This is a genomic window from Pseudodesulfovibrio sp. zrk46, from assembly GCF_012516435.1.
Classification (GTDB): Bacteria; Desulfobacterota; Desulfovibrionia; order Desulfovibrionales; family Desulfovibrionaceae; genus Pseudodesulfovibrio.
In genome coordinates this window covers 3,673,459-3,699,312 of the sequence record NZ_CP051216.1, presented here as the reverse complement: position 1 = coordinate 3,699,312, position 25,854 = coordinate 3,673,459, and the positions used below count along the sequence as shown (strand labels likewise).

25 protein-coding genes and 2 tRNA genes are annotated in these 25,854 nt (G+C 50.3%); 8 read left to right on the top strand and 19 right to left on the bottom strand.

Going from position 1 to position 25,854, the window contains the following annotated elements; translation table 11 throughout:
• Position 1 precedes the first annotated feature (1 nt).
• From HFN16_RS16845 to HFN16_RS16800, 10 genes are all read right to left on the bottom strand, one after another.
• Positions 2-727, bottom strand: coding sequence for a flagellar basal body-associated FliL family protein (locus HFN16_RS16845; protein ID WP_168891849.1), 726 nt, complete (start codon positions 725-727; stop codon positions 2-4).
• Positions 728-753: 26 nt separating this feature from the next.
• Positions 754-1,134 (bottom strand): chemotaxis response regulator CheY, encoded by a 381-nt coding sequence (locus HFN16_RS16840; protein ID WP_168891848.1) that lies wholly within the window; start codon positions 1,132-1,134, stop codon positions 754-756.
• 21 nt (positions 1,135-1,155) lie between these two features.
• Complete coding sequence (locus HFN16_RS16835; protein ID WP_168891847.1) at positions 1,156-1,944, bottom strand: FliA/WhiG family RNA polymerase sigma factor; 789 nt, start codon at positions 1,942-1,944, stop codon at positions 1,156-1,158.
• Positions 1,886-2,713 carry a MinD/ParA family protein gene (locus HFN16_RS16830; RefSeq protein ID WP_168891846.1) on the bottom strand — a complete coding sequence of 276 codons (828 nt, stop codon included), beginning with the start codon at positions 2,711-2,713 and terminating at the stop codon, positions 1,886-1,888. Before HFN16_RS16830 ends, HFN16_RS16835 begins: the two co-directional genes overlap by 59 nt.
• Positions 2,714-2,730: 17 nt before the next feature.
• Positions 2,731-3,813 carry a flagellar biosynthesis protein FlhF gene (locus HFN16_RS16825; RefSeq protein ID WP_168891845.1) on the bottom strand — a complete coding sequence of 361 codons (1,083 nt, stop codon included), beginning with the start codon at positions 3,811-3,813 and terminating at the stop codon, positions 2,731-2,733.
• 9 nt (positions 3,814-3,822) lie between these two features.
• On the bottom strand, positions 3,823-5,931 hold the full coding sequence (gene flhA / locus HFN16_RS16820) for a flagellar biosynthesis protein FlhA (protein WP_168891844.1): 2,109 nt from the start codon (positions 5,929-5,931) through the stop codon (positions 3,823-3,825).
• 65 nt (positions 5,932-5,996) lie between these two features.
• Positions 5,997-7,061 (bottom strand): flagellar type III secretion system protein FlhB, encoded by a 1,065-nt coding sequence (locus HFN16_RS16815; RefSeq protein WP_168891843.1) that lies wholly within the window; start codon positions 7,059-7,061, stop codon positions 5,997-5,999.
• Between the two features lie 11 nt (positions 7,062-7,072).
• A complete protein-coding gene (fliR, locus tag HFN16_RS16810) occupies positions 7,073-7,864 on the bottom strand; it encodes a flagellar biosynthetic protein FliR (RefSeq protein ID WP_168891842.1) in 792 nt (263 codons plus the stop codon).
• Between the two features lie 152 nt (positions 7,865-8,016).
• Complete coding sequence (locus HFN16_RS16805; protein ID WP_168891841.1) at positions 8,017-8,922, bottom strand: M23 family metallopeptidase; 906 nt, start codon at positions 8,920-8,922, stop codon at positions 8,017-8,019.
• 60 nt (positions 8,923-8,982) lie between these two features.
• On the bottom strand, positions 8,983-9,732 hold the full coding sequence (locus HFN16_RS16800) for a tRNA 2-thiocytidine biosynthesis TtcA family protein (protein ID WP_168891840.1): 750 nt from the start codon (positions 9,730-9,732) through the stop codon (positions 8,983-8,985).
• 169 nt (positions 9,733-9,901) lie between these two features.
• Here HFN16_RS16800 and HFN16_RS16795 point away from each other — a divergent pair, with 169 nt between their 5' ends.
• From HFN16_RS16795 to moaC, 4 genes are read left to right on the top strand one after another with little or no spacing between them, the layout of a single operon-like run.
• Complete coding sequence (locus tag HFN16_RS16795; RefSeq protein WP_168891839.1) at positions 9,902-11,248, top strand: DUF4340 domain-containing protein; 1,347 nt, start codon at positions 9,902-9,904, stop codon at positions 11,246-11,248.
• Positions 11,249-11,281: 33 nt separating this feature from the next.
• On the top strand, positions 11,282-11,515 hold the full coding sequence (gene rpoZ, locus HFN16_RS16790; protein ID WP_168891838.1) for a DNA-directed RNA polymerase subunit omega: 234 nt from the start codon (positions 11,282-11,284) through the stop codon (positions 11,513-11,515).
• Between the two features lie 2 nt (positions 11,516-11,517).
• The gene (dnaJ, locus tag HFN16_RS16785; protein WP_168891837.1) at positions 11,518-12,636 is read left to right on the top strand and encodes a molecular chaperone DnaJ; all 1,119 of its coding nucleotides are present in this window, start codon (positions 11,518-11,520) and stop codon (positions 12,634-12,636) included.
• Position 12,637: 1 nt separating this feature from the next.
• Positions 12,638-13,117 carry a cyclic pyranopterin monophosphate synthase MoaC gene (gene moaC, locus HFN16_RS16780; protein ID WP_168891836.1) on the top strand — a complete coding sequence of 160 codons (480 nt, stop codon included), beginning with the start codon at positions 12,638-12,640 and terminating at the stop codon, positions 13,115-13,117.
• 74 nt (positions 13,118-13,191) lie between these two features.
• Here moaC and hisF read toward each other — a convergent pair whose 3' ends face one another.
• Together hisF and hisH are read right to left on the bottom strand one after the other, a co-directional pair.
• Positions 13,192-13,971, bottom strand: a complete 780-nt coding sequence (gene hisF, locus HFN16_RS16775; RefSeq protein WP_168891835.1) for an imidazole glycerol phosphate synthase subunit HisF — start codon at positions 13,969-13,971, stop codon at positions 13,192-13,194.
• Complete coding sequence (gene hisH / locus HFN16_RS16770) at positions 13,961-14,602, bottom strand: imidazole glycerol phosphate synthase subunit HisH (protein ID WP_168891834.1); 642 nt, start codon at positions 14,600-14,602, stop codon at positions 13,961-13,963. The genes hisF and hisH overlap by 11 nt, the downstream gene beginning before the upstream one ends.
• Positions 14,603-14,831: 229 nt before the next feature.
• Here hisH and HFN16_RS16765 point away from each other — a divergent pair, with 229 nt between their 5' ends.
• Positions 14,832-15,002 (top strand): hypothetical protein, encoded by a 171-nt coding sequence (locus HFN16_RS16765; protein ID WP_168891833.1) that lies wholly within the window; start codon positions 14,832-14,834, stop codon positions 15,000-15,002.
• 1 nt (position 15,003) lies between these two features.
• Here the strand turns inward: HFN16_RS16765 and HFN16_RS16760 are convergent, their stop codons facing one another.
• From HFN16_RS16760 to HFN16_RS16750, 3 genes are read right to left on the bottom strand one after another with little or no spacing between them, the layout of a single operon-like run.
• Positions 15,004-15,795: a J domain-containing protein gene (locus HFN16_RS16760; RefSeq protein WP_168891832.1), complete on the bottom strand. Its 792-nt coding sequence runs from the start codon at positions 15,793-15,795 to the stop codon at positions 15,004-15,006.
• Positions 15,796-15,813: 18 nt separating this feature from the next.
• Positions 15,814-16,251 carry a YkgJ family cysteine cluster protein gene (locus HFN16_RS16755; RefSeq protein WP_168891831.1) on the bottom strand — a complete coding sequence of 146 codons (438 nt, stop codon included), beginning with the start codon at positions 16,249-16,251 and terminating at the stop codon, positions 15,814-15,816.
• Complete coding sequence (locus HFN16_RS16750; protein ID WP_168891830.1) at positions 16,248-16,667, bottom strand: CoA-binding protein; 420 nt, start codon at positions 16,665-16,667, stop codon at positions 16,248-16,250. Before HFN16_RS16750 ends, HFN16_RS16755 begins: the two co-directional genes overlap by 4 nt.
• 82 nt (positions 16,668-16,749) lie before the next feature.
• Here HFN16_RS16750 and HFN16_RS16745 point away from each other — a divergent pair, with 82 nt between their 5' ends.
• Positions 16,750-17,973 carry a Xaa-Pro peptidase family protein gene (locus tag HFN16_RS16745; protein ID WP_168892413.1) on the top strand — a complete coding sequence of 408 codons (1,224 nt, stop codon included), beginning with the start codon at positions 16,750-16,752 and terminating at the stop codon, positions 17,971-17,973.
• 83 nt (positions 17,974-18,056) lie between these two features.
• Here HFN16_RS16745 and HFN16_RS16740 read toward each other — a convergent pair whose 3' ends face one another.
• Both HFN16_RS16740 and HFN16_RS16735 read right to left on the bottom strand, forming a co-directional pair.
• On the bottom strand, positions 18,057-19,271 hold the full coding sequence (locus HFN16_RS16740) for an iron-containing alcohol dehydrogenase (RefSeq protein WP_168891829.1): 1,215 nt from the start codon (positions 19,269-19,271) through the stop codon (positions 18,057-18,059).
• Between the two features lie 26 nt (positions 19,272-19,297).
• Positions 19,298-21,205, bottom strand: a complete 1,908-nt coding sequence (locus tag HFN16_RS16735; RefSeq protein ID WP_247648373.1) for a cytochrome c biogenesis protein CcdA — start codon at positions 21,203-21,205, stop codon at positions 19,298-19,300.
• Positions 21,206-21,210: 5 nt separating this feature from the next.
• On the opposite strand from HFN16_RS16735, the gene HFN16_RS16730 reads away from it, so the two are divergent.
• Positions 21,211-21,286: transfer RNA gene (locus HFN16_RS16730), tRNA-Lys, on the top strand.
• Between the two features lie 129 nt (positions 21,287-21,415).
• A tRNA-Lys gene (locus HFN16_RS16725) sits at positions 21,416-21,491 on the top strand.
• A 220-nt stretch (positions 21,492-21,711) separates the two neighbouring features.
• On the opposite strand, the gene HFN16_RS16720 is transcribed toward HFN16_RS16725, so the two are convergent.
• Together HFN16_RS16720 and nifJ are read right to left on the bottom strand one after the other, a co-directional pair.
• The gene (locus HFN16_RS16720) at positions 21,712-22,074 is read right to left on the bottom strand and encodes a hypothetical protein (protein WP_168891828.1); all 363 of its coding nucleotides are present in this window, start codon (positions 22,072-22,074) and stop codon (positions 21,712-21,714) included.
• Between the two features lie 186 nt (positions 22,075-22,260).
• Positions 22,261-25,767 carry a pyruvate:ferredoxin (flavodoxin) oxidoreductase gene (nifJ, locus tag HFN16_RS16715; RefSeq protein ID WP_168891827.1) on the bottom strand — a complete coding sequence of 1,169 codons (3,507 nt, stop codon included), beginning with the start codon at positions 25,765-25,767 and terminating at the stop codon, positions 22,261-22,263.
• Between the last annotated feature and the right edge of the window lie 87 nt (positions 25,768-25,854).

Genomic DNA, 25,854 nt, shown 5'->3' with positions numbered 1-25,854 from the left:
TCTACCTCACAAGATATTGTTCGAACAACAGTGTTTCGAACTGCCCAAATCCCATATACTGGTTGATGATAGCCAGTAGTTCTTTCTTTAATTTGTCACTATTGTCTTTATCGGACAAAAACTGCAAATCCTTATTCTTCAAATAGTAGTAGAGTGCATTGCGAATCGTGTATGTTTCCTGCTTGAACTGGCGCGCAAGGCCATCTTCGAGGGTGCTGACAACAATGCGGACTTCTAAGAAACGTATCTTATTATCCTTGTCTCTCTGTTCAATAAGGAAGGGGTCGAGGCGAATAAGAATTTCCGGGGTCTCTTCAACCACTTCTGGAGCAGCTTCTTCCTGTACAATTTCTTCGACTGGGGGAGGGGGCGGTGGGGGAGCTTCGGGTTCACGCATGAGCAGGAACACGATGACAGCTAGCAGGACGACGACTACGCCTGCAAAAATAAGAAATAGCTTGTTTCGAAGGAGCGCCTTAAAGTCAAAACCTTCAGAATCTAAAGGCTCTTCAACAAAAGGAGTTTCCTCCTCTTCAAGGGCGATCTCCTCTTCCTCTTCATCCTCGTCCTCAAGGAACGGGGCGTCGTCAAGGTCGAGATCAACCTTTTGGGTGGCCCGGCTTGCCTCGCTGTCATCGAGCTGAGCCTTGGGCTGCCCGGACTCCTCAACATCACCGAATTCATCTTCGGTCAGATCATCTGAGTCGTCCGGGACAAGCAAGACCATATTTATTGCCTAGTAGGCGGGTGTCATTAAGCGAAGATTTTGTCGATCTTCTGGCTCAGGGTTTCCGGAGTGAACGGCTTAACGATGTAGTTGGACACCTTAGCCTGTACCGCTTCGATGATATTCTCCTGCTGTGCTTCAGCGGTAACCATCAGGAAGGGGATGTCGGCGTATTCTTCGCTGGCGCGTACTTTGCGAAGCAGGTCGATGCCGGACATAGTAGGCATGTTCCAGTCAGAGACGATGAAATCGATGTTGTCCTTGTTGAGTACTTCCCAAGCAGTGGAACCGTCATCGGCTTCAACGATGTTGGTGAAACCAATCTGGCGCAGGATGTTCTTCACGATCTTGCGCATGGTGGAAAAGTCATCAACAACAAGAACACGCATGTTTTTATCGTAGCTCATGGATTAGCTCCTTTTTTCCTTTTACTCCTCGCTTTCGTAGCGAGCTCTGAAAGTTTTTCTCAATTTTTTCAAGGCTTGAGAGTGTAACTGGGAAACGCGTCCCTCGGTTATGTCCATAACCTCGGCAGTTTCCTTCATGTTTAACTCTTCGCCGTAGTATAAAGATATGACCAATTTTTCCCTTGGCGTCAATTCCTCAATGAGATTCGCTACTTTGTCGACTATCTCCTGAAATGCCGTTGACTGAAAAGGCTCGTCCTCGGTCATGTGCTTTCGGCCGATAACATTCTCATGAAAACTGTCGAGGCTCAAGCACATTTGGTTGTGGAGTGCCTCAAGTCCCTGTTGGACCTCTTTTTCAGACATTCCAGTGTGTTCCTGCAGTTGTTCAGATGTCGCAGGGGCGCCGGTTTCATGCTCAATATGACGCTGAGCATCCTCGAGTACTTTTACCTTCTGTCTTAGGCCACGAGAGAACCAGTCCATACGCCTAAGCTCGTCGAGCATGGCTCCTTTGATTCGGTTCTCAGAGTAAGTCTCGAATTTGATGCCAAGATCTGGGTTGAACTTGCCCAGGGCGTCAAGCAAACCGAGGCTGCCAGCACTAAGAAGCTCATTGAGCTCTACGGACTGGGGAAGCTTCGCCTTGAGGCGGAGGGCGAGGATGCGGATTTTGGGCGAGTAGAAGCGGACGATGTTCTCGCGGTCACGCGGTGAAAACTCGTCCCAACTCTTGGCGCCCTTTTCCAGTTCACGCCACGGATCGTTCTTGGAAGAGGAGCTTCTTCCAGAAGAATTTAATATTGCCATCTGTATTCGGGGTTACTTGCCATGTGCCCAGTTTCTGTGCGGTCTGCCGAACCGCGACGCTAGCCGGAGTCTTGGGGAACTTGTGGCAAAACGGCGTTTGGGCGATGACCGAGTTGCGCACGTTGGGGTCAAAAGGAATAAAACCGACCAAATCCAAAGAAATGCCATCCAGAAAGTGGTCGCAGGCATTGAGTAGCTTGATGTAAACGTCCTTGGCGGACTTTTTGTCCTTGACCATGTTGACGAGGACACGGAAACGTTCCACTCCATGATGCAGCTTAAGCACTTTAATCAGTGCATAGGCATCGGTCAGGGAGGTTGGTTCAGGAGTTATCACCAACAGACGCTCCTGAACAGCAAGGTTGAAGTAGAGCACGTTGTCATTAATACCGGCTCCAGTATCAACGATCAGATAGTCTACTTTGTCTTCCATGGTGTCCATGGCATCCAAAAGGTCGAGCTTCTGGCCTTTGTCCAGATCCACCATGTCGCTGACGCCTGAAGAGGCGGGCAGGATCTTGAAGCCATAGGGTGTATCATACAGTATTTTGTCCAGAGTCATGTCCTCATGGAAAAGATGGAACAGGTTGTGTTCCGGAGCCATTCCAAGAATGACGTCAACATTGGCAAGCCCGAGGTCGGCATCAAGCAGGACCACATTTTTGCCAGCCATGCTCAAAGAGTAGGCGAGGTTGACGGACATATTGGTTTTTCCGACGCCGCCCTTGCCGGAGGTTACGGAAAGAACCATAGGGAAATTGGAAGTCATGGCGCTGTGTTATCTCCTTAAGGTTGAATGTCGCCGCTGGGCAACTTGCGCATGAACAAGAGCCGCCAGATCATTTCCCTGGAGGCCGGTGCGATGCTGTTTTTGAGTCCGGAACCGTACGAAAGTGCGGAAACCGGCAGCCCGCATGCGAACGCCATGTTCAATATTGCACCAAATGTACAGGCTTCATCGAGTTTCGTCCAGATAACGCTTGCAAGTTGTTCACTTTTGTACTTGTCGAGGAATCTTTCGAACTGCGCCTCGGAATAATAGGGATTAAGAACAAGGTGGATTGCCAGGTCGTTGCAACCGGCTAGGCCATATAAAGGCAGCCATTCCTCCAAAGATGTCTGACCTGGCAGGCCGGGCAGGTCCACGAAAATCATATCGAAATGATCTGCTTCCTGCTTCAAGAGATGAAAGTCGTCTCGGGTTATGATCTCACGGAAGGCAAGCCCTGTCAGTTCTGCGTAATGCTTGAGAACAATGCGTCCCTTGCCTCGGCCTCCGTCTGCTGTTGCAAGGCAGATTCTAGCATTGGGGTTGGCCTTCTTTTCTCGCAGAGCGATACGTACAAGGCTCGAGGTCTTGCCAGCACCACCAGGGCCAGTAAATGCATGAAACTTCACCGTCGAATTTTTGGCACTGATCGGACTTGCGTCTACAAGGCATTCAAGAGCTGGAACAATTGAAAGGCGCTCGTTGTCGCGTAGTTCACAAAAGAGTTTGGCCAAAACCTTTTCATTGACGTCTTCACGCTCAAGATACTCCATCGCAAGCTTTTGCTTTGGGGAAAGCTTATCCAAATCCATTTGCGGCTTCATGAGCTGCAGGATCTGGCCTTTTATCTGGCTCCATTCACGTTGCCAGCCTACGGAAGCTTTCATGGCGTCTTCGACCATATCGTCGCGGGTCATGCGCTTGGGCTCAGCCTTACGGATGGGGGGAGCGGGTTCAACTGCGGCTACTATTTCACAGCACTTAACGCCGTTTTCCGTGACCGTCTTGTTCGAAAGGATGACCGCATCTTCACCAAGATCAGCCTTGACCTGAGCAAATGCCGCAGTTGAGTTGGCGGCCCGAAACGTCTTCATTCTCATAATCTAATCCTACAGTTCGACGGTTGCTGCCGATTGAATTTTTACGTCAGACGGAATCTCTGCCTGAGAAAGTACAGGCAGGGTGGGGATGAACCTGTTGAGGAGCTGTGCGAACTGGCTTCTGATATTCGGACTTACCAGCAGGACTGGGGTGCCGTCGGCCACAAATGCTTCTTCAGTGGCCTTGTTGATGGCCTGGATTATCTGTTGGGCGACGCCGGGTTCGAGGGCAAGGTAGCCTCCCTGCTCTGCGGGCCTCATGGCGTTGGACAGAATGTCGTTGATCTGTTGACTCAGTGTAATGATAGGCAGAACTCCTTCTTCGCCAGAGTATGGCTTGATGATGGTGCGGCCCATCTTGGCTCGAACAAACTCTGTCAGCTGAGCGGGATCCTGAGTAGCAGTTGCGTAGTCTGCCAAAGTTTCCACAATGGTCAGCAGGTCGCGGATAGACACGTTTTCTTCGACGAGAGACTGCAGGACCTTTTGAACTCCACCCAAACTGAGGACTGCCGGGACCAAGCTTTCTACTGCCTTGGGAGCGCGCTTCGCAAGGTTGTCGAGCAGTTCCTGAGTTTCCTGGCGGCCGAGGAACTCGTGCAGGTTGCGGCGGAATACTTCGGTGAGGTGAGTCGCGATAACTGTGGACGGATCGACAACGGTGTAGCCAGCCAGCATGGCTTCTTCTTTCTGTGCTTCCGGGATCCAGACAGCGGGCAGATTGAATGCGGGCTCTACAGTCTCCACGCCCTGAATGCGGTGCTTGGCATCTCCTGGATCCATGGCCAGATAGTGATCTATAAGTAACTCGGCTTGTGCGACAGGGTTGCCCTTGATGACAACGCGGTATTCGCCTGGCTTGAGCTGGAGGTTGTCCCGCAGGTGCAGCGACGGGACAACGACACCCATGTCCAGTGCGAACTGGCGGCGGATGGATCGGATTCTTGAGAGCAGATTGCCGCTTTGCTCTTCGTCAACCAAGGGGATCAGGCCGTAGCCAACTTCCAATTCCAACTGGTCGAGGGGCAACAGGGCCTGTACTTCTTCTGGTGTATCCAACGTTGCAGCATCATTGGCTGCCCCCGCAGCGTTCTCGTCTTCAGCATCTTCAGCATGAACAAAATGGCTCGCAGACAGCTTGGCGATACCGAAGATCAGTGCTGAGAGTATCATAAACGGCACGGTGGGCATACCGGGGACGATGGCAAAAATCAGCAATATACCAGACACCAGCTTGAGTGCTCGGTGGTGGAAAGAAAGCTGGCCGATGAATTCTTCACCCATCTTGGCTTCAGCTGCTGCACGGGAAACAATGATACCAGCGGAGGTGGAAATGATCAGAGAGGGGATCGTTGCAACAAGACCGTCACCGATGGTCAGCAGGGTATATGTCTGGGCAGCGTCCATCCATGGCATGTCCTTCTGGATGACGCCGATCATGAATCCACCAATGATGTTGATACAGGTGATCATGAAACCTGCGTTAACGTCTCCCGAGACGAACTTGCCTGCACCGTCCATAGCGCCGTAAAAGTCAGCTTCTCGGCGCATATGATCACGTTGTTCAGTCGCTTGTTTTTCGTCGATCAAGCCTGCATTGAGGTCAGCTTCGACAGCCATTTGCTTACCTGGCATTGCATCCAGGGTGAATCGAGCGGCCACTTCCGCGATGCGGGTGGTACCGGTTACGATAACCTTTTTGTTCAGCAGGAAGAGGATCAAGAAGATGACGATACCGATGACGTAGTTACCACCGACAACAAATTCACCAAAACTTTGAATGACTGAACCTGCAGCATCGGTGCCCTCATCGCCATAGAGCAGAATTGCACGAGTTGTTGCCACATTGAGTGACAATCGGAGCAATGTGGTGACAAGAAGCAGGGTTGGGAAAATGGAGAACTCGAGGGGGGAAGTCATGAACATTGACGTCACGAGAATGACCAAACCGAGAGAGATGCTGACAGTCAGCATGAAATCGATGAAGAAAGTTGGGAGCGGGATGAGCATCACGAAGAGGATGGTCACCACGCCGCCTGCGAGGAGTATGTCGCCCTGTTTGGCGAACTTTTTATAATCAATCTTGGGAGCGAGTTGGCTGCTTGGAGATTGAGACATGTTTTTGACACCTCTTAGGCGGAGTTTGTATGTTTGCCTGGAGGAGTCATTGTGGTGTGTAAGTCCTAGCGTTTCTTAAACTTATCAAGTTTTGCCAGGAGTGCCGCCACCGCTTGGAACAATTCCTCCGGGATGGTTTCCCCGATTTCAACTTGTTTATACAAAGCTCGTGCCAAGGGAGGGTTGGCTTCGATGGGAACATTGTGTTCCTTTGCAACTTCTTTGATTCGTTCGGCAACACGGTTCACGCCCTTGGCTAAAACCAAGGGGGCGGGAGCGATGAGAGCATCATATTGCAGAGCGACGGCAAAGTGGGTGGGGTTGGTTACAACAACATCCGCCTTAGGGATGTCTTGAAACATGCGGCTGGTGATCATTTCCATCATTTTTTGCTTTTGTTTCATTTTGATAGCCGGATCACCTTCGGCTTGCTTTTGCTCGTCTTTAATCTCCTCTTTGGACATCTTGATTTCTTCCTCATAGTTCCAACGAGTGTACCAAAGGTGAGCGATTCCTATGAGCATCATGGGAATCAGGGCGTAGAAGGTCATCTTGTACCCTACCGACAGCAAAAAACTGATGATGCCATGGGTATTTGCGTAAAAGAGAGGTAGGAGATTGTGCATCTCCTGTTTGATGACTATGTAAGGCGCAATGCCAACAGCCAAAGCGGTCAATATGCTTTTCCCAAGGTTTATAGCGGCTTGAGGGCTGATAAATAGTTTTTGCAAGGCCCCAGTTATGTTAAAGAGCTTGCCGAAATTTGGGTTCATGGCTTTGTTTGACCACAGTTTTCCAACTTGAAGGCGGAGGGTAACGTAGGCGACGCTAGCCAGAACAAGCACGAGGGGCAGAACGATAATGCCCAGTTTTTTTACTCCCCAAACAAAAAGGCTGTATGCCGTGTTTTTGTCGATTTCCATGTGAATCGCTTCACGGAAAGTCCACTCATAGATCTCAGCAAATTGGTCATGGTAAAAACCTATGAGGAATCGGAGTGCGATGAGTGCCATCAAAAGAGTGATCGCTTTGGTAAACTCATCACTCTTGGGGACGTTACCTTCGCCACGAACCTTATTTCGTCGTTTTGAGGTGGCTTTTTCTGTTTTACTTGGATCTTTCTGTGGCATTGACTGTCTCGCTATTTATTGAGTGGCGAAGCAATTTTCATGAGATCCTGGAAAACAACGCCAATGTCTCTGAGGAAGTCTGTGACATAGATGGACATGATAGTGAACATGAACCCAAGGAAAAAGAAACCAACCGTAATTTTTATAGGAAAGCCGAGGGTCAGAACGTGCATTTGTGGTGCTGCTCGTGAGATGAGAGCAAGGGCAAGGTCGACAAGGAAAAGAGCCGCCATGACAGGCGCTGCAATTTTAATGGCTAGGACGAACATAATCGTAGAAAATTCGAATATATGGTGTGCCAGATTTGGAGTAATGAGCAAGCCTCCGGGCGGAATATACTGGAAACTCATTCCAACGGCATTGAGCAACTGAAGGTGGCCATTGAGCACTAGGAAGGTAAGCATGGTGCACATGTAGAGGAAGTGGGCAGTAACGGCGTTGCTGACACCGGTGATAGGGTCTACAACGTTAACCATTGAGAAGCCCATTTGGAAACCAATAATCTGCCCACCGAACTGAACCGCTCCAAACAGAAAATTGACAAGAAGTCCAAGGATAAGTCCGAGAATAATCTCTCCAAGCACCATTATTGCCAGGCCTGTTCCTGTTCCAGGGAACTCTGATCCGGGGAATGACAGTTGAGGCCACAGGGCGGCTGTCAAAATCAGGACAAGAGCAGCTTTGACTGGGTTAGGTATGGACTTGCTGCCAAAAAAAGGTAGCAGGAATAATACGATACTGATCCTGAAAAGCGTCAGGAGGAAGCTGAGCAAGTCGCCCGGATTGAATCCGAAAATATCCATGGATTACTCAGTGCAAAACCTGAACCAGCTATCTGGTGTTTTCTTTTGTTCCAGTGTCAACGCAACTAGCGTGAAGGCGTTAAATAAAGAAATAGCCCTCCTGGAAATCCGTATTCCAAGAGGGCCAATGACGATCATGTTGAACGGAGCTTTTAGTTCAGGATGTATCGTTTCGGGTTGACCGGAACACCGTTCAGGCGGACCTCATAATGGAGGTGCGGGCCAGTGCTTCGGCCTGTATTGCCAACATATCCGATGAGTTCTCCGCGAGTAACCTTTTTGCCGTTCTTCACGGCAATGCGGTGAAGGTGTGCAAAGCGTGTTGAAAGACTGGCGTTGTGCTTCAGACGAATGGACAGGCCGTACGCTCCGTCACGCCCAGTAAAGGTGATAGAACCGCGAGCAGGAGCATAAACCGGTGTACCGCGTGGAGCTGAAATATCAATCCCCTTATGGAATTCGCGCTTGCCGGTGAATGGCGAGGTGCGCCAAGCAAAACCGGATGTTACCCAGCCGGAAGTGGGCCAGATAGACGGTGTTGCTTCAAGGATATTCTGGTTGTTTCGCAACGTGTGCATAATTTCCTGCTGGCGGACTTCTTCGAGTCGCGCTTCCACGTTCAACTGACGGAGGAATTCATGCATCTTGCGAGCCAGAAGCTCTTGGCGGTAAAGCGGCAGATAGCCCTTAGAGAAATTCTCATTAGCCGGGCCACCCTTAGGGGCCGTTGCTTGGCTGCCATCTTGGTCAAGGTTGATCATGACTCGAAGTTTGGAGTCAAAATCACGAATGCGACCTAGATTTTTCTGTAGTGATGAAATTTTTTGGGAGAGGCTGAGGAGTTGTGTTTTTTGTTCCTGAACCGTTTTTTCTGCTAAGTTGAGGCCTTTCTCAACACGGGAGTGGTTGGCGTATTTCTTCCAAAGAATGACATTGCCAGTGGTCAGCCCGACCATCAAAAGAAAGAGGGTGGCAATAAACCATCCTCTCACCTGGAACTTTTTGCAGGATCCTTGTTTGTCTTTAAAGACAACAATATGATATTTTCTGAAAAGCATTGCCTTTCCAGTGGTTTATAAGTTTTCTAGAGTCCGTAAAAGACTGCAATTGAAATTAGTCTAGACTTTTTTACTTGTCAAGTCAACCTGTTGGCGCGTTATGGCATTGAAGATATTGTTCTTTATCCGTTTATCGCTCTTCCAAGTTTGGCGCAGCCATTCATGCACTTCGTCTCGTTTAGTAACTCCATTGGAGGGGCAGACGTTTTCCCAAACGGGCAGTTCCCATTGTTTGGCTGCTTTAATGACGGTTTTCTTGTCGAGCAGCATTGTGGGGCGAATTACCTGCAGGTTGCCGCCAAAGAAGGGTTCATTGACATAAAGACCTTCAGCTCGTCCGTTTTGGAGGACGTTCATGAAGAATGTAACTACATTGTCGTCTGCGTTATGTCCGAAGGCGAGGTGGGTGAGGTTGTAATCGCGGCAGAGCTCAAAGAGCTTTTTGCGGCGTTTCATGGCGCAGTAGAAGCAAGGGGACTTGCTTCTGTTTTCATCGGTGTGGGCGCGAGGACCGAAATCGGTTAATTCAATATGTAACGGAACGCCGTGCTCTGCACAGAAGTCGATCAGTGGTGCATGAGATTCAGGTTCGAATCCCGGATTGATGTGAAGTGCCATCAGCTCAACAGGGAAGGGCATGATTGCCTTCCGGATGGTCAGTACTTTGAGCATCAGGAAGCTGTCTACTCCTCCAGATGCAGCGATGCCGATACGAGCCCCGCTAGAGACCATGTCGGTCTTTTGCATAAGCTTGCCAGTGGCTGAAACGCACTGTTTTTGTGCAAAGGTAAGTTTGCCCCAAGATGCCATATGTTTTTCTCCCGCCCATTTTTTTGTTATGTAGTGGTCAGTCGAGGCTGATAGTTGATTCCTTCTTGACTTGCAAGTGCGGATGGGGCAATTTTAACAGCTTCGTCGCCGGTATTTTGCCGGTCTTTTTTTTCCATAAGGTTTGTGCATCCCGTTTGGAGGGACGCTTTTGAAACGATTGAGCTTTGTTTTGACCATTGTCCTTCTCGGCGTTATCGCTGGTGTAGGTTATTGGTACACTACATTAAATAAAGAAGAATTTGACCATTCTCGTTGGTTGTCTAATTCTTTTGACAACGTGCGCTCCATTCATGTTCAGGGCAAGATGGGCTCTTTCATGCTTTCCGGTGAAAAGGGAGATTGGGAGGCTCAGGTTCCTGGTGCTTCATGGAATGTTACTGCGCGCGCTTTGTCTGCCAAAGTGATGGATTATCTTGGGAAGCTTGCCGCATTGGAACCCCATCGTTCGACTGGAGGTTTTGATCGCGGCGGTCCAGAACAGTATGGCCTAGATAACCCTGATCTTAAGATTATAGTTACATTTGGTGCGGAGAACGTTGAGCCGTTGACTGTCAAGCTGACGTCTGACGGTGCGGGTACCATATATGGTTGGAATTCCCGTAGCAAAGGGCTTGTTTATGAATTCGCTCAAAAGGCTCTGGATTCTTTAGCGCTTCCTGCTACAAATTTCTTGGATCGAAAGGTGTTTAATTTCGATCAGGAAGATGTTGCCAAGGTTCAACTGCTTCAACCCTTTGGTTCCAGTTGGCTTGTCGAGAAACGAAAGGAAGGATTCTTCTTCTCATTGCCTGGCTACCTGAAGGATAAGCCTGCATCTGATTCTGCTCTGAAGTTGTACATACACTCTTTGGCTTTGTTGAAAGCGGGCAATCTGGTTTTGGAGCCTGTTGTCACTGAAAAACGCTTGCCTGTGCTGACAGTCAAGGTGTGGGCTGGCAAGGAAACCGAACCGGGATTGGTAAACTTTTTTACCATTAAGGATTCACCTGATCAGTACCTGGGCAAATCTTCTTGGCTTACGGTTCCTTTTACTTTGGATGCTCAGAGTGTGAGCCAGTTGGTTAAGAGTGCCTTTGATGTACAGGGACGTTCCGTAGTCAAATTGGATTTGGGAGACGTAGGCCGTTTTCTCGTCATGCACGGTGATGCCAGTTATGTGGTGGAGCGTGGTGAGACAGGATGGCGCCTTTTAGATGGCAAAAAAGACCTGCAGGGCATTGACATGTTTCTGTGGCGATTTACTGAATTACAGTTCGAGGCATTACCGCTCAACAACTTGCCTGCCACAGCTTTGAAGCTTATGTATTGTAAGCTGATGGATAAAGATGGTGATAAGTTGACGGAACTAACTTTTTACGCCGATCCTAAACTGCCTCAGGGGCAGTGCTGGATGAAGAACGGTGGCGGGATGTATTATCCCGTTTCTAGCAGATTATTGAAGGATTTGCAGGGGATGTTCCCGACCAACGCGCCAGCGAATGGTCCGGGTGCATAGCCGCATTTGTATCTTTTTTTTAAGGAGTATATCATGGCACGCATCACAGTCGAAGATTGTCTGGCAAAGGTCAGCAACCGTTTCCTCATTACCCAGATGGGTATTAAGCGCGTCAAGCAGTACCGCGAAGGTTACGAGCCTCTCGTGGAGTCCAAGAACAAAGAAATAGTAAGTTCGCTTCGTGAAATTGCTGCTGGTAAAGTTCTGCCTGAGCATACTCTCGAAGGTGTTACCTTCGAAGTAGAATCCGGAGACGCTGACAAATAACCATGTCTAAGCGCGACTTCTATGAAATCCTGGGGGTCTCTCGTGAAGCCTCTCAGGATGAGATCAAATCGGCTTACCGCAAACTTGCTTTCAAGTACCATCCCGATCGTAATCAGGATGATCCTGATGCGGAATCCAAGTTCAAAGAAGCAGCTGAAGCTTATGAGATTCTTGGTAACGACGAGAAACGTCAGGCTTATGATCGTTTCGGCCACGACGGTGTAAACGGTAACGGCTATGGTGGTTTCTCCAGTAATGAGGATATCTTTGGTGCTTTCAGTGATATCTTTGGCGAAGTGTTCGGCTTCTCCGCTGGTGGCCGTGGTGGGGTTAATCGTCCTCGTCCCGGTGCTGATCTCCGTTATAATTTGACCATCTCCTTCCGTGAGGCGGCCAAGGGAGCGGAAGTCGATATCACTATTCCGGTAGAGCAAGAGTGTGACACTTGCCACGGTACTGGTGCAGCTCCGGGTACAACTCCCCAGACTTGTTCTCACTGTGGTGGAACCGGTACCATTCAGCAGGCTCAGGGCTTTTTCCGTATTCAGGCTCCTTGTCCCAGTTGTCGCGGTGCTGGTCAGATTGTTACTGACCCATGTGACGAATGTATGGGGCGCGGTAGTGTCATCAAGGATAAGGATCTAAAGGTTCGTATTCCTGCTGGTGTGGACAACAACTCCCGTTTGCGTCTGCGTGGCGAGGGTGAAGCCGGAACCAATGGTGGCCCCCCGGGTGACCTTTATGTCGTCATTCGTGTTGAGGCCGATAAAGTTTTCGAACGTCAGGGTCAGAATCTGATTATCAGCCGGGACATCTCATTCGTTGAAGCCTCTTTGGGCCATCGTCTTGAGGTGCCTACGCTGGATGAGCCGGTGAACCTTGATATTCCCAAGGGCACACAGAGCGGTGAAGTCTTCCGTCTGAGAGGTCTAGGATTGCCTCATCTTGGCAGTGCTCATAAGGGAGACTTGCTTGTTGAGGTCAAGGTTAACACTCCAACTCACCTCAATTCCAAGCAGGAGGCTTTGCTTCGCGAGTTTGCTGAGATTGAGGAAGGGAAGTTGACCAATAAGGCCAAAGGGTTCTTTAAAAAGGCCAAAGACAAGGTCATGGGAGAGTAACGTGTCTGACGGTTTCTCGCATATGGATAGTGATGGCAACGCTCACATGGTGGACGTATCGGCTAAAAATGACAGCCAGCGAACTGCCATAGTGCAGTGTATCGTACGTCTCGCTCCTGATACTTTGAATCTTCTCAAGGAGAATGCTCTTCCCAAGGGAGACGTTCTGACTACTGCTAAGATTGCCGGTATTCAGGCAGCCAAACGTACGGCAGACATGATCCCTATGTGCCATCCTCTGCCAATTAGTTACGTGGATGTTCGTTTCACTGTGAATGATGCCGATGTAACTATTGAGCTTGAGTGCGAGGTGCGTACCACCTACAAGACTGGCGTGGAAATGGAGGCGCTGGTTGGTGCTCAGGTGGCTGCTGCAACCATCTATGATATGTGTAAAGCGGTTCAGAAGGATATTGTCATCGATAACTGCCGGCTTGTATTCAAGAGTGGTGGTAAGAGTGGCACTTTTAAAGCCGACTAGAAATTCTTCTTACGAAAACTAAAAGAGGCCGCACCTATCAAGGTGCGGCCTCTTTTAGTTATTTGGATTTGTCTTTACCAGACAGTTCGTGTTTGTACGCCTGCCTCGTGCATGTATTTTTTGATTTCAGGAATTGTGTACTCGCCATAGTGGACGATGGAGGCAATGAGTGCTGCTGTCGCGCGACCTTTGGTCACAGCGTCAACCATATGTTGCGGATTACCAGCGCCACCAGAGGCGATTACCGGGATGGTGACGGACTCGGCCACAAGACGAGTGAGTTCCAGATCATAACCGGTCTTCACGCCGTCTGCGTCAATGGAATTCAGGCAGATCTCGCCAGCTCCGAGGGCTTCGCCGGTCTTGGCCCATTCAATGGCGTCAATTCCCATAAACTTACGACCGCCGTGAATGACGATCTCGAAACCGGAGGGAATCTGTTCGGACTTTTCGACGCGTTTGACGTCCATGCCGAGAACAACACATTGAGAACCAAAGCGCACAGCACCTTCACTGATGATATCAGGGTTCTTAACCGCACCGGAGTTAACGGAAACTTTTTCTGCGCCGGCTATGAGGACATCACGCATGTCGTCTACAGTGTTGATGCCTCCTCCAACAGAGAAGGGGATGAATATCTGCGAGGCTACCTTTTCGACTACGTCGAGGAAAATGCCGCGGGCTTCATGTGAAGCCGTGATATCATAGAAAACGATTTCGTCTGCGCCTTCTTCATAATATTTTTTGGCGGTCTCAACTGGATCGCCGATATCAACATTGCCTTTGAACTTAATGCCCTTAGTGAGGCGCCCATTCCGGACGTCGAGGCAGGGGATGACGCGCTTACTCAGCATCGGCGGCCTCCTGGCAGTAGTTGTAAAAGTTCTTGAGGAGCTGCAGTCCCGGGCGTCCGCTCTTTTCCGGGTGGAATTGCACAGCCCAGAGACCTTTGCGGCCATGGACGGAGCAGAAGTCGATACCATAGCGAGTGGTGGCGATGACAAAGTCATCGGATGGAGCCGGGAAATAACTATGGACGAAATAGAAGTCCGCATCAGGGTCTATGCCTGCAAAGAGTTCGCACTCATTTTTGAGTTCGACCTGATTCCATCCCATATGAGGAACGCGGATAGTAATGTTCTCGTAGTCTACCCAAGAAGGGTTGAAGAGGCGACATTCACCGGGAATAACTTCCAGTGCCTTTGTGTCATTCTCTTCACTATAGTCCAGCAGAATCTGACAGCCTACGCAGATACCTAATACAGGTTTCTTCTGCCAGATTAGTCCTTTGATGACTTCATCAAGGCCAGCGGAGCTCAATTCATCCATGGCCTGTCCGGCAGCGCCGACGCCAGGGAAGATGATGCCCGCTGCATTATTCAGTTCATCGGGGTCGTTTGTGATTTTGTTCGGAATTCCCAAACTTTCCAGTGCACGATGCACACTCGTCTGGTTTCCTGCTTTGTAGTCAAATATGGCGAGCATGTTCCCTCCACTAAATCTTTGTTCAATACAGGCACTAGTAAAAATAATGGGGGAAAACAAGGGGTTTTTTAGAATTGGCAATTTTGTTCATTATAAAATGAGATTTGCCGTTTTTGTCGTAGGAATAGACGGTTCTGCAGCTTCTGCTTGAAAGGTAGGTGTCTTGAATTATTGGTCAAGCTATAATGGCATGTTCATTGAACTACACTTTTGAAGCCAAGGAGGCGTCATGTTTGTAGAGATTCTGTTTTCAGCCTTGTTTGTATTCGCAGCACTGGCTGTGGTGGCTTTGTTCTTCTGCAATATTGAGACAAGTCCCATTAACGCACGTAATGTAGCGCGAACTGCCCGGTACGTGGGACCGAAAGGTGATTTGAAAACCTTTAAGACTTGGCTGTAGATTATTTAGCGAAAACTTTCAGCAGGAGATCACCTGTGATGGGGCCGAGCTTTCTTCCCAGTCCTTTGAGGCGAATAGGGCGGCCCACAACAAAGTCACGGGGAAGGGTTACTTCGATGGTTTTGGGACCTTCACTGAATTTCTGCTCGACTGTGATTCGGATTTTTCTACCAGGCATCAAGGCGTGAGCAGGAAAATAGACTTCTTGCTCATGGTCCATCTGCCCCTTGAACCATGATTTGATGGTACCGCTGATTCCTTGCGTAAAATCAAGGTTCATGGTGCGTTCGCCCCAATGAAGCTGGAGCTTTTTCTTTTTCAGCTCCAATGGGCCTTTGTAGCCAGGTTGTTCTTTGCGAATCTGGCTATAGATGTCTTCGAAGACCTTTTTGGCGAAAGGGTCGTTGAGGATCGTCTTGAGGACTTCCTCTTCTTTGTAGTAAAATTTCTGATTCCGTGAGCGGGTTGAGTGGTGAGTTTTTTTCGCCGTTGGTTTTGCTTTGAACTTGGTCTTTTGCTGACGGGCGTATGCCTTGGCTCCTTCGGCTTTAGATGCCGTGGGGCCTTCAGAGGCTTTGCTGGAGGAAGGGCCTGCTTTGGGGCCGCTGTCTTCCAGCAGCCCCTTGGCAATGACATATGCTTCGTTAATTTCCCGGAACTTCTCTCCCGCACTTGGGTGATCGTTTAAGTCCGGATGGTATTTGAAGGCGAGTTTTCTAAAGGCTGTTTTTACGTCATCCAGCCCGGCACCGGATTCAAGTTGAAGTACCCGTAAGCATTGCTGGAGAGTCATGATTAGCCTCGTGGAAGATTAGTCGTCTGAAATCAGGGCATTGGGTGATGAGTCGGGATCATAGCGCAAAAGGTCTTCATCGCGCAAATACTGCTTGCCTTGTTTGACAAACTCTTTGTGTCCTGCCTTTGGATTAACTCCAGGACAGTATTCTTGAATCATTTCCCAACTCATTTCATCCACGAGATTTCCACGGAAGAAGGGCCATGCTCGGCAGATATCCGGGCGGCCGGGGTGCACACCACAGCCTTCCTTGAAAAAGAAGCAGAAGCCATCGTCACCAGTAATAAGGTGTAGCTTACCACCACGCTCTTCAGTGTACTTCTCTACAAGTTCGTCGACGGATATATCGAGATGTGCAGCAAGGCGCTTCTGGTCTTTCTCAGTCATTACAATGCCGCCTTCACCGTGGCAACAGTGGCCGCACATGCGGCATTCAAATGCGTTAATACTCATCGGGTGATTCCAAAACGTTGAAATTCGACCTTGAGGCATCGGTCCTCGATAACGGTAATACCACTGTCGGCCAGGATCTCGCGAGCCTCGGCACTGATGATGCCGGATTGCATCCAGAATACTTTTGGCAGCGGATCCATTTTAAGCACTTCGCGCGCGTGATCCGGGCAGAATTGGGCTGCTCGGAACAGGTCAACCACGTCCACGGGTGTAGGAATGTCAGTGACAGTCTTATACGTCTCTAGCCCCCAGACGTCTTTGCGAACCGGGTGAACCGGGATAATATCAAAACCCATTTCAATCATTTCGCGGCCCACACCGTCCACCGGACGGCCAGGTTTGTCCACAGCGCCTACCACTGCGATGGTCTTGACCTCGCGGAGCAAGGCGGATAGCTCTTTGTCGTTGTACAGCATGTTGATTACCTCATTGGTTGGGGAGAGTTGCTTGTACAGCAAACCTTCCCTGTTGCCTAGTTTATATATGAAGGAGAGCCCGATGTTCGAACCGACCCGCCACATTCCAGCGGAAGAATTGCTGCGTCGTCAGAATGCAGTAAGAGCCCATTTGCAGACAGTTGCCCCTGAAGCTGGTGGTATTCTTGTTTTTTCACGCCTCAATATTTATTATCTGACCGGTACCTTTGGTCAGGGTGTGCTGTGGCTGCCTTTAGAAGGTGAGCCTGTATTGATGATTCGTAAGGGTGTGAATCGGGCCCGCTTGGAGTCTCCTCTCCAGCATATTGAGTCGTTTAAATCTTATTCAGAATTACCAGCTGTTGCCGCTGAAAAAGGAAGTCCTTTCACCGGCACTTTGGCTGCGGTCATGTCTGGCCTTACTTGGCAGCTTGGCAATATGCTGGCTGCTAAGCTTAAGGACTACACCATCGTCTCAGGCGATCATGCTGTTGCTCTTGCCAAGATGGTTAAGTCTGAATTCGAGTTGGACATTCTTCGTCGTTGTGGTGCACTGCATCATGAGTGTCTTTACGATATCCTTCCGCAGAAGATGCGCCCCGGTATGACGGAGCGCGAGATCTCTCACCTTGCATGGGAGGCTTTCTTCTCAAAGGGGCACATGGGCATCTTGCGCATGCAGGCACATGGTGAGGAAGCATTTCTTGGTCATGTAGCAGCTGGAGATTCCGGCAACTACCCCAGTGCGTTTAATGGTCCCCTTGGCCTTCGAGGTGAACACCCCGGTTCTGCCCTGATGGGCAACGCCAATAAGGTTTGGGAAAAGGGAGAGCCTTTGATGCTCGACATCGGTTTTCAGTTGGAAGGTTATCACACTGATAAAACCCAAGCCTATTTTGCGGGTAGCGCATCTGCCATTCCTGACGAAGTACGTAAAGCTCATGAGTTCTGCATGGAAATGCAGGCTTGGATGTGTGCAAACGCTAAGCCCGGCGTTATTGTCAGTTCTCTTTATGAGCATTGTATCGAGCAGGCAAACGCTCGTGGTTTTGCAGAGGGCTTCATGGGATTGGATGAGAATCAGGTTCCATTTGTCGGCCATGGCATTGGACTTACTATCGATGAATTTCCTCCCATTGCAAAAGGCTTCGACCTGCCGCTAGAGAAGGGCATGGTTATCGCTTTGGAGCCCAAGCAGGGTGTGCGTGGTGTTGCAATGGTGGGCGTTGAGAACACTTTTGAGATCACCGAGGACGGCTGCCGTTGCATCACTGGTGATTCTTACGAGATGGTACCTGTTGAATAATATCAACCAGGTTACATATCTGAATAGAAAAAGGCCCCGAGAGATGTTCTCGGGGCCTTTCTTGTTTACTTAAGCATAAGATCTTATTCTGCCGTCTCTTCTTCGCCCAAATCAAATGCGGCTTCGAAGATGGCGACTACGTCATCCATGTTCATCTGGACGGGAGTAATGTCGAACAGTGCGCCCATGGTGGTGATGGCATTTTCAGCCAGCGCAGGTATTTCCTCGCGCGTAACTCCATAGTCGGTGAGTTTCTCATCTCCAAGCCCACACGCATTGATAAGGTTGTCCAAAGCATCGAGGAATGCCACACCCGGGACATCCTCTTCAATGTCCTCCTCGAGGGTGTCGCCCATTGCGAGAGCCAGATCGGCGAGGCGTTCTTCTCCGCAAGCAGCAAGGAATCCAAAATAGGCTCTGGAAATGAGGGTCAAACCTGCGCCATGTGGCAGGTCTGGGTGAAATGCCGACAAAGCGTGTTCAAGAGAGTGGTGGGAGATACAGGAAGAGTACGACTCGCAAAGTCCAGCTGCGGTGGAAGCCCAAGCCATTACGGTGCGAGCTTCGAGATTATCTCCATTGGCTACGGCTTCGGGCAGCGTGTGTGCGATGAGGTGCACTGCTTCCAGGGCCAGAGCGTCGCTTGCTGGCTGACGGCAGGTTGCGAGGTAAGCCTCTACTGCATGGAAAAATGCATCCATGCCGGTGTATGCTGTCTGCTTGGGAGGCACCGAAAGCATCAATTGTGGGTCAACGATGGAAATAGTGGGAAAAGTGGAATCGTTGCCCCAGCCGATCTTCTCAGCGCAATCCTGCTTGGTGATGACGGTCCATGGGTCGGCTTCAGTGCCTGTTCCTGCAGTGGTCGGAATGGCTACGATGGGGATAGCATCGTTTTCAGGCTCTTTGCAGCCACCAGTTCCAGAGGCCATGTAGTCCCAGTAAAGACCTGAGTTTGCGGCCATGAAGGCGATTGCCTTTGCAGAATCGATGGTGGAACCACCGCCGAGGCCTACTACGAAGTCTACGCCGTGTTCACGGCAGAGTGCTGCTGCTTCGTCAACGTGCTTGGATTCTGGATTTGGCTGGATCTTGTCATACACAATGGTCTGAACGTCTTGTTTTGCGAGTAGACTTTGTACACGGGAAAGATATCCGAGCTTTATCATGATGCCGGATTCGCCGATGACGATCATGGCTTTCTTGCCGCGAGGCAGGTGTGGCGTGTCGCCAAGCTGATTGAGAGTGTCGGGGCCAAATATAAGGCGTGTGGGCATATAATATTGAAAATTAAGCATGAGTTCTCCTTGAGGAATGTATGTGGCTACTTCTTCCACGATTTCAAGATGTTTTCAAGTTGCGACTCGGTGAAGAGGTCGCGCAGCACTATGGGGGAGTTACTATCGGGACCGGGGGAGAAGAGTGCAGCCGTTGGAATAGACATGGAGCCAAGGGCACGAAGTAGGGCCTCAGCTTCGATATTGCGTTCAGTTAAATCAACCTTGATAAATTTGACACCGTACTTTTGCTTCCAGCGTTGGATATTGGCTGGAGTAAGTACTGTCGCTTCCAGCGCTTTGCAGGTGGGACACCAATCAGCAGTGAAGTCCACAAATAGTTTTTCTTTTCCGATTCGTTGGCTCAGTTCAACTGCGTCAAATGGTTCCCATACTGAGTCTTCAACTGGTGCAGGAGTTGTCCAGACAAGCAGGCCAACAAAGAGGGCTATGCAGACAATACGTATGATCCATTTGCGTGAGGGAAGGGAGTCTTTGGTTTGTACCCAAAGCCATCCCCCGAGGAGTATGGCCCAAAGTGGAGCTAGAATGCGCAGAGCGGTGTCGCCTAGAGCGATGGACACAAGGTAGAAGGCTGTTGCTACGAGAAAAAAAGCTATGCCCTTTTCAACGTATTCGATCCATGGCCCACCCTTAGGAAGATATCGTGACAGACTCGGGTTGATGATCAAGAGTATGTAGGGAAGGGACATCCCTATACCTATTGAAATGAATACCGTGGCAATGAGGATTGGTCCTTGAACCAGAGCCCAGCTCAGTACTCCACCAAGGAACGGGCCGCTGCATGGGGTTGCAAGGAGCGTTGTCAGATTGCCTGTGAAGAAGGCTTTGACGCGTGGGTTCTTGCTTTCTGCTCCGAATTTCAGGTCAATGACTGGCAGATGGAATAGGCCGAACAAGCTGAGTGATAAGGCGAAGATCACCCCTGCAACTGTGAGCACGAGCCATTTCTTTTGGAAAAGGGCGCCCCAAGCTTGTCCTGTACCGCCAAGGATAATGGCAAGGAAGAGAAAGAAGGCCAGAATTCCGAGAGCAAAAAAGACATTGTGTTCCCGGAAATTTGCTATTCGCTCCTCTTCACTTTCAGCGTTGGTTGAGTTCAGAATTGCCGAAAGCTTGAGACTGACCACGGGGAGGACGCAGGGCATGATATTGAGGATTAGCCCGGCCAACAGTCCCATGAGTATGGCGGAGAGGAGACTGCGAACTTCAAGGCCCGGCTGCATGTATTCAGGAGTGAAGTTCCATTGAACGTAGCCACTTTCGGTGATTTCTGTAGCTGTTGATTCTGAAGGCGCAGCGTCTTCTCTTGCAAGAGATTTATATGTTGGCCACCAAGGTTGGTCTTGTGCGGCCGGAAGGGAGGCTATGTCGAGCCCTTGTTCGCCATAGGTTATGTCTCGGCGTACAGGAATGCATCTTGTGGGATGGCAAAGAAGAAGGTCGATACGGAGCTTAATGGGGAAAATGGGAGCGTCGGCTGGCACAACTGCAAAGAGTTTTGTGCCGCTTTTATACGTATTGACCATGACGCTTGGATCGTAGGCGTCTGGCTTAACTATAGGTACGGGGTAACGGGGCAAAATCGCGTTGCCAGCTGCAGAGCTTCCCGAGAGACGGGTCGGTTTGCCCATGCCGCCAGGATTGTCCGCGTAGGTATACCACTCTGGAGCCATGTCGAGGGAGAGCGTCAGAAGCAAGGTGGATTTGTCCAGCCTATAAGCCTCCACGGGCATGGTCATGGGAATCGTTTTAGGCGTTATTTGGGCGTACGCAGGCGTCCAGGCCAGGGCCAGGAAGAGCGTGAAAAACAGTGTGATAAATGGCTTGCTTATCTTCATCGAAAAAAAATGTAAAAAGTGAAAACATGTTGTTGACAAACACAAGGCTGACATATAGTTATTCTCTCCGTTGAGCGCAACCGCGTTTAGCACTGAGTGGGTCACTAGCTCAATTGGCAGAGCAGCGGACTCTTAATCCGGAGGTTCAAGGTTCGATTCCTTGGTGACCCACCACTCAGAGATCAATGCCCGGTTTTTAGCCGGGCTTTTTTATTGCAACTTTTTTAATATTTCTTGTTGACAAATGAGACCTCGACTTATAGAAATTCACTCCGTTGAGCGCAACAGCGTTTAGCACTGAGTGGGTCACTAGCTCAATTGGCAGAGCAGCGGACTCTTAATCCGGAGGTTCAAGGTTCGATTCCTTGGTGACCCACCACTCAGAAGATTCAGCCCGGCTACCAGTCGGGCTTTTTTTATGGTTTGTTTAAGATATACAGTGTCGAGCATAGATGAAAGTCCTTTAGATGCTTGTAATAGTACCTGCCCGGAATAAGTGTGGCAAGACAGATAATCATTATTTACTTTTACCCAATGCATAAAAAAAGGCCGGAACAGTCGTTCCGGCCTTTTTTTGTTTTCATTAATTTTATTGGTGTCTAACCGCCAAACCAACCAGGAGCGATGACTTCCAGCGCCTTGGTGTAGTGAACACGCAAGTCTTCCAGCTTTCCGCCGATGATCTTTTCTTGATCGCCAAGACTGGATGGGCAGGTTTGCTGCATCTGTTCGGCAATCGCTTCTAGTTCCTTCACAGTGGACTTAATGAGAATAATGGTATCGGCTAAGTCGCCACCCTGATCTGCTGCCAGTACGTCGTAGAGGCGAGCCTTCCAGGTGTTAAGTTCCATTTCAAGACCCTTGCAGTAATGGGCAACAGCTTCCTGCTTACCGCTATCAGTGGGGCAGCCATCAATTCCCATGCAACTGGGGCAAGGTCCGGGATAATCCATGTTGGGCATAGTACTGTCTCCATGTTGAGGGTTATTAATACCTTCGATTATAGACAAGGCTTTACCCATTGCAATTGTAATCGGGAAACATTGCCACTGCACATTAAGATAATAATCGTTGTGTCATTTTGTTTCAGACAAAAAAGCGCCCACAGATAACTGTGGGCGCTTGGTTGTTAGTCTTTTGCTATGAACCTAGTCGTCGCAGGCGTCGTTTGCCAGGTGTTTCAATGCTGCATAGCGGTCGTCGATGTCCTTCTCAATCTTGGAGCGGTAGGCCTTAGAGAAGTCGGGATAGAAGCGTTCCAGCATGGCGTAGCGGTTTTCACCAGACAAGAACTCCTGGAGCGTTCCGTCGGGAGCTTTGGATTCCAGGAGGAACGGATTCTTGCCTTCATCTGCCAACTGCGGGTTGTAGCGGTAAAGTGGCCAGTAGCCAGAGTCCACAGCCAGCTTTTGTTCGAGCTGGGTTTTACCCATACCCTTCTTAATGCCCTGATTGATACACGGAGCGTACGCAATGATCAGGGACGGACCTGGGTAGGCTTCTGCCTCCTGGATGGCCTTCATGAACTGCTGCTTGTTGGCTCCCATGGCAACTGACGCAACGTAGACATAGCCGTATGTTATAGCCATTCGACCAAGATCCTTCTTGCCGGTTGATTTACCAGCAGCGGCGAACTTGGCGATGGAGCCGAGCGGGGTTGCCTTGGAGGACTGACCGCCGGTGTTGGAGTAGACCTCGGTGTCCATGACAAGGAGGTTGATGTCCTTGCCGGAAGCGAGAACGTGGTCCACGCCGCCGTAACCGATATCGTAGGCCCAACCGTCACCACCGAACACCCAGATGGACTGTTTGGTGAACAGATCAGACATGTCGAGGATCTCTTTGAGAGCCTTTTTGCGGGTTCCTTTGAGAGCCTTCTTGAGGGCTTCTCCAGCTGCTTTGGATTCTGCGGGATCGTCCTTGACTTTGATCCACTTGTTCAGCTTGGTCTTGAGGGCTCCAGTCTCACTCTTAGCGGCTTCCTTGCAAAGGTTCACAAGGTGTGCACGGCGTTGATCGGTAGCCATTTCCAGACCGAAACCGAATTCTGCGGCGTCCTCGAATAGGGAGTTACCCCATGCAGGGCCATGGCCTTCGGTGTTGACGCAGTATGGCGTTGTCGGTGCGGATGCGCCCCAGATTGAGGAACAGCCCGTTGCGTTAGCAATGACCATGCGTTCACCGAAGAGCTGGGTGATGACCTTTACATAAGGAGTTTCACCACAACCTGCACAGGCGCCAGAGAATTCCATGAGGGACTGGCGGAACTGGCTGCCCTTGACGGTCTCACGACCAAAGGCTTCCTTGTAGGAAACGGTGTCTGCGAAGTTGAAGTTGGGCACCTGCACGTCGGTCTGGGTGGCGATAGGCTTCATGACCAGCGCCTTTTCCTTGGCCGGGCAGATGTCGGCACAGTTTCCGCATCCCAGACAATCAAGGGAAGATACCTGCATGCGGTATTGCATGCCCTTCACGTCCTTGCCGATTGCATTCAATGTCTCGAAGGTGTCGGGAGCATTTTTCATCTCTGCATCAGATGCCAGGATCGGCCGCAGAGCAGAGTGTGGGCAAACAAATGCGCACTGGTTGCACTGGATGCAGTTGTCCTTGATCCATTCAGGAACCATGATAGCCACGCCGCGTTTTTCATACTTGGAAGTGGCGGCGGGCATGGTGCCGTCTAGAGAGAAAGCGGAAACCGGCAGGGTATCGCCCTTTTGAGCCAGGACCGGACGCATGACGTCTTTGACGTATGCGGGTTCATTGCTGCTCTTGGGCTTTGTGACCTTGAGCTTCTTCCAGGCTGCAGGGACGTCGATTTCCACCAGCGCGTCGGTGGCTTTGTCCACTGCCGCGTTGTTCATTTCGACAATCTTTGGTCCCTTCTTGCCGTATGCCTTTTCAATGCCGTCCTTGAGCAGGGCAACAGCCTTGTTGAAAGGCATGACATTGGCAAGTTTGAAGAACGCGGTTTGCATGACCATGTTGATGCGTCCACCCAGGCCTACTTCTCCAGCAATCTTGACTGCATCGACGGTGTAGAACTTGAGGTTCTTTTCGGCGATGGTTCGACGCATGGCTGCAGGCAGCTTTGCGTCCATCTCCTCGGCAGTCCAAGGGCAGTTGAGCACGAAGGTGCCGTTATCCTTGATACCTTCGAGGATGTCGTACAGGTTGACATAGCTCGGGTTGTGGCAGGCGATGTAATCTGCGTCAGTAATCAGGTACGTAGACTGAATTGGCTTCTTACCGAAACGCAGATGGGAGATGGTAATACCGCCGGATTTTTTGGAATCGTAGGCAAAGTATCCCTGTGCGTAGAGCTTGGTATTGTCACCAATGATTTTGATGGCCTGTTTGTTTGCGCCAACAGTACCGTCTGCGCCGAGGCCCCAGAACTTGCACTGGACTGTGCCTTCGGGAGTGGTGTCCACGCAGTCACAGTCGAAGAGAGACAAGTTGGTTACATCGTCATTGATTCCCACGGTGAAACCGTGCTTGGGACGGGAGAGCATGTCGAAGACAGCTTTGGCCTGTGCCGGGGTGAATTCCTTGGAACCGAGCCCGTAACGGCCGCCCACGATAACCGGAGCGTCTTTCTTGCCAGCATAAGCAGCACAAACGTCCAGGTAGAGAGGGTCGCCAAGTGCGCCAGGTTCCTTGGTACGGTCGAGTACCGCGATCTTCTTGACAGTCTTGGGGATGGCCCGAAGCATGTGTTTGACAGAGAAGGGGCGGAACAGGCGGACTTTGAGCAGGCCGACTTTCTTGCCAGTGGCGTTAAGGTGGTTGACCGCTTCTTCAATGGTTTCACAACTGGAGCCCATGGCTATGATGATACGGTCAGCCTGTTTGTGGCCGACATAATCGAAGAGTTTGTAGCGGCGACCGGTCACTTTGCCGACCTGTTTCATGTAGTCTTCTACAATGCCGGGGATGGCGTCGTAGTGTGCGTTGGTGGTTTCGCGACCCTGGAAATAAATATCCGGGTTCTGGGCGGTGCCGCGAATGTCCGGATGCTCGGGGTTCATGGCTTTCTGGCGGAACTCGGCCAGCTTCTTCATGTTGACCAGAGGTTTCATGTCCTCATAGTCGATGACCGCGATTTTCTGGATTTCATGCGAGGTGCGGAAACCGTCGAATGCGGACAGGAACGGGATGGAGGATTCAATGGAGGCGAGGTGTGCCACCAGGGAAAGATCCATGACTTCCTGTACGGAATTGGAAAAGAGCATGGCAAAACCGGTTTGGCGGGTGGCCATGACGTCCTGGTGATCACCGAAAATGGAAAGGGCGTGCGCAGCTACTGCGCGAGCGGATACATGGAAGACACCGGGAAGGAGTTCGCCGGAGATCTTGTACATGTTCGGGATCATCAGCAGGAGACCCTGAGACGCGGTGAAGGTGGAGGTCAGTGCACCACCGGCTAGAGAGCCGTGCACTGCGCCTGCCGCGCCTGCTTCGGACTGCATTTGTCGAATCTGGACGGTTTGTCCGAAGATGTTTTTTCGCCCCTGGGCCGCCCATTCATCGGCGATCTCTCCCATAGGGGTTGAAGGGGTGATGGGGTAGATGGCGGCGGTTTCGCTCATGGCATATGCCACGTGCGCAGCTGCGGTGTTGCCGTCCATGGTCTTCATCGTTTTCTTGGGCATGTTACTTCTCCAAGGTTGTAAATTGGATTTCAATCCATTGATAATAGCTGGAGCGCTTCTCCAGTATTATAATCTGCGAAAAAATCA

Coding starts and splice junctions, on each gene's coding strand:
- HFN16_RS16845 (WP_168891849.1), bottom strand. CDS start 727: ATGGTCTTGCTTGTCCCGGACGACTCAGATGATCTGACCGAAGATGAA.
- HFN16_RS16840 (WP_168891848.1), bottom strand. CDS start 1,134: ATGAGCTACGATAAAAACATGCGTGTTCTTGTTGTTGATGACTTTTCC.
- HFN16_RS16835 (WP_168891847.1), bottom strand. CDS start 1,944: ATGGCAATATTAAATTCTTCTGGAAGAAGCTCCTCTTCCAAGAACGAT.
- HFN16_RS16830 (WP_168891846.1), bottom strand. CDS start 2,713: ATGACTTCCAATTTCCCTATGGTTCTTTCCGTAACCTCCGGCAAGGGC.
- HFN16_RS16825 (WP_168891845.1), bottom strand. CDS start 3,813: ATGAGAATGAAGACGTTTCGGGCCGCCAACTCAACTGCGGCATTTGCT.
- flhA (WP_168891844.1), bottom strand. CDS start 5,931: ATGTCTCAATCTCCAAGCAGCCAACTCGCTCCCAAGATTGATTATAAA.
- HFN16_RS16815 (WP_168891843.1), bottom strand. CDS start 7,061: ATGCCACAGAAAGATCCAAGTAAAACAGAAAAAGCCACCTCAAAACGA.
- fliR (WP_168891842.1), bottom strand. CDS start 7,864: ATGGATATTTTCGGATTCAATCCGGGCGACTTGCTCAGCTTCCTCCTG.
- HFN16_RS16805 (WP_168891841.1), bottom strand. CDS start 8,922: ATGCTTTTCAGAAAATATCATATTGTTGTCTTTAAAGACAAACAAGGA.
- HFN16_RS16800 (WP_168891840.1), bottom strand. CDS start 9,732: ATGGCATCTTGGGGCAAACTTACCTTTGCACAAAAACAGTGCGTTTCA.
- rpoZ (WP_168891838.1), top strand. CDS start 11,282: ATGGCACGCATCACAGTCGAAGATTGTCTGGCAAAGGTCAGCAACCGT.
- dnaJ (WP_168891837.1), top strand. CDS start 11,518: ATGTCTAAGCGCGACTTCTATGAAATCCTGGGGGTCTCTCGTGAAGCC.
- hisF (WP_168891835.1), bottom strand. CDS start 13,971: ATGCTGAGTAAGCGCGTCATCCCCTGCCTCGACGTCCGGAATGGGCGC.
- hisH (WP_168891834.1), bottom strand. CDS start 14,602: ATGCTCGCCATATTTGACTACAAAGCAGGAAACCAGACGAGTGTGCAT.
- HFN16_RS16765 (WP_168891833.1), top strand. CDS start 14,832: ATGTTTGTAGAGATTCTGTTTTCAGCCTTGTTTGTATTCGCAGCACTG.
- HFN16_RS16760 (WP_168891832.1), bottom strand. CDS start 15,795: ATGACTCTCCAGCAATGCTTACGGGTACTTCAACTTGAATCCGGTGCC.
- HFN16_RS16755 (WP_168891831.1), bottom strand. CDS start 16,251: ATGAGTATTAACGCATTTGAATGCCGCATGTGCGGCCACTGTTGCCAC.
- HFN16_RS16750 (WP_168891830.1), bottom strand. CDS start 16,667: ATGCTGTACAACGACAAAGAGCTATCCGCCTTGCTCCGCGAGGTCAAG.
- HFN16_RS16745 (WP_168892413.1), top strand. CDS start 16,750: ATGTTCGAACCGACCCGCCACATTCCAGCGGAAGAATTGCTGCGTCGT.
- HFN16_RS16740 (WP_168891829.1), bottom strand. CDS start 19,271: ATGCTTAATTTTCAATATTATATGCCCACACGCCTTATATTTGGCCCC.
- HFN16_RS16720 (WP_168891828.1), bottom strand. CDS start 22,074: ATGCCCAACATGGATTATCCCGGACCTTGCCCCAGTTGCATGGGAATT.
- nifJ (WP_168891827.1), bottom strand. CDS start 25,767: ATGCCCAAGAAAACGATGAAGACCATGGACGGCAACACCGCAGCTGCG.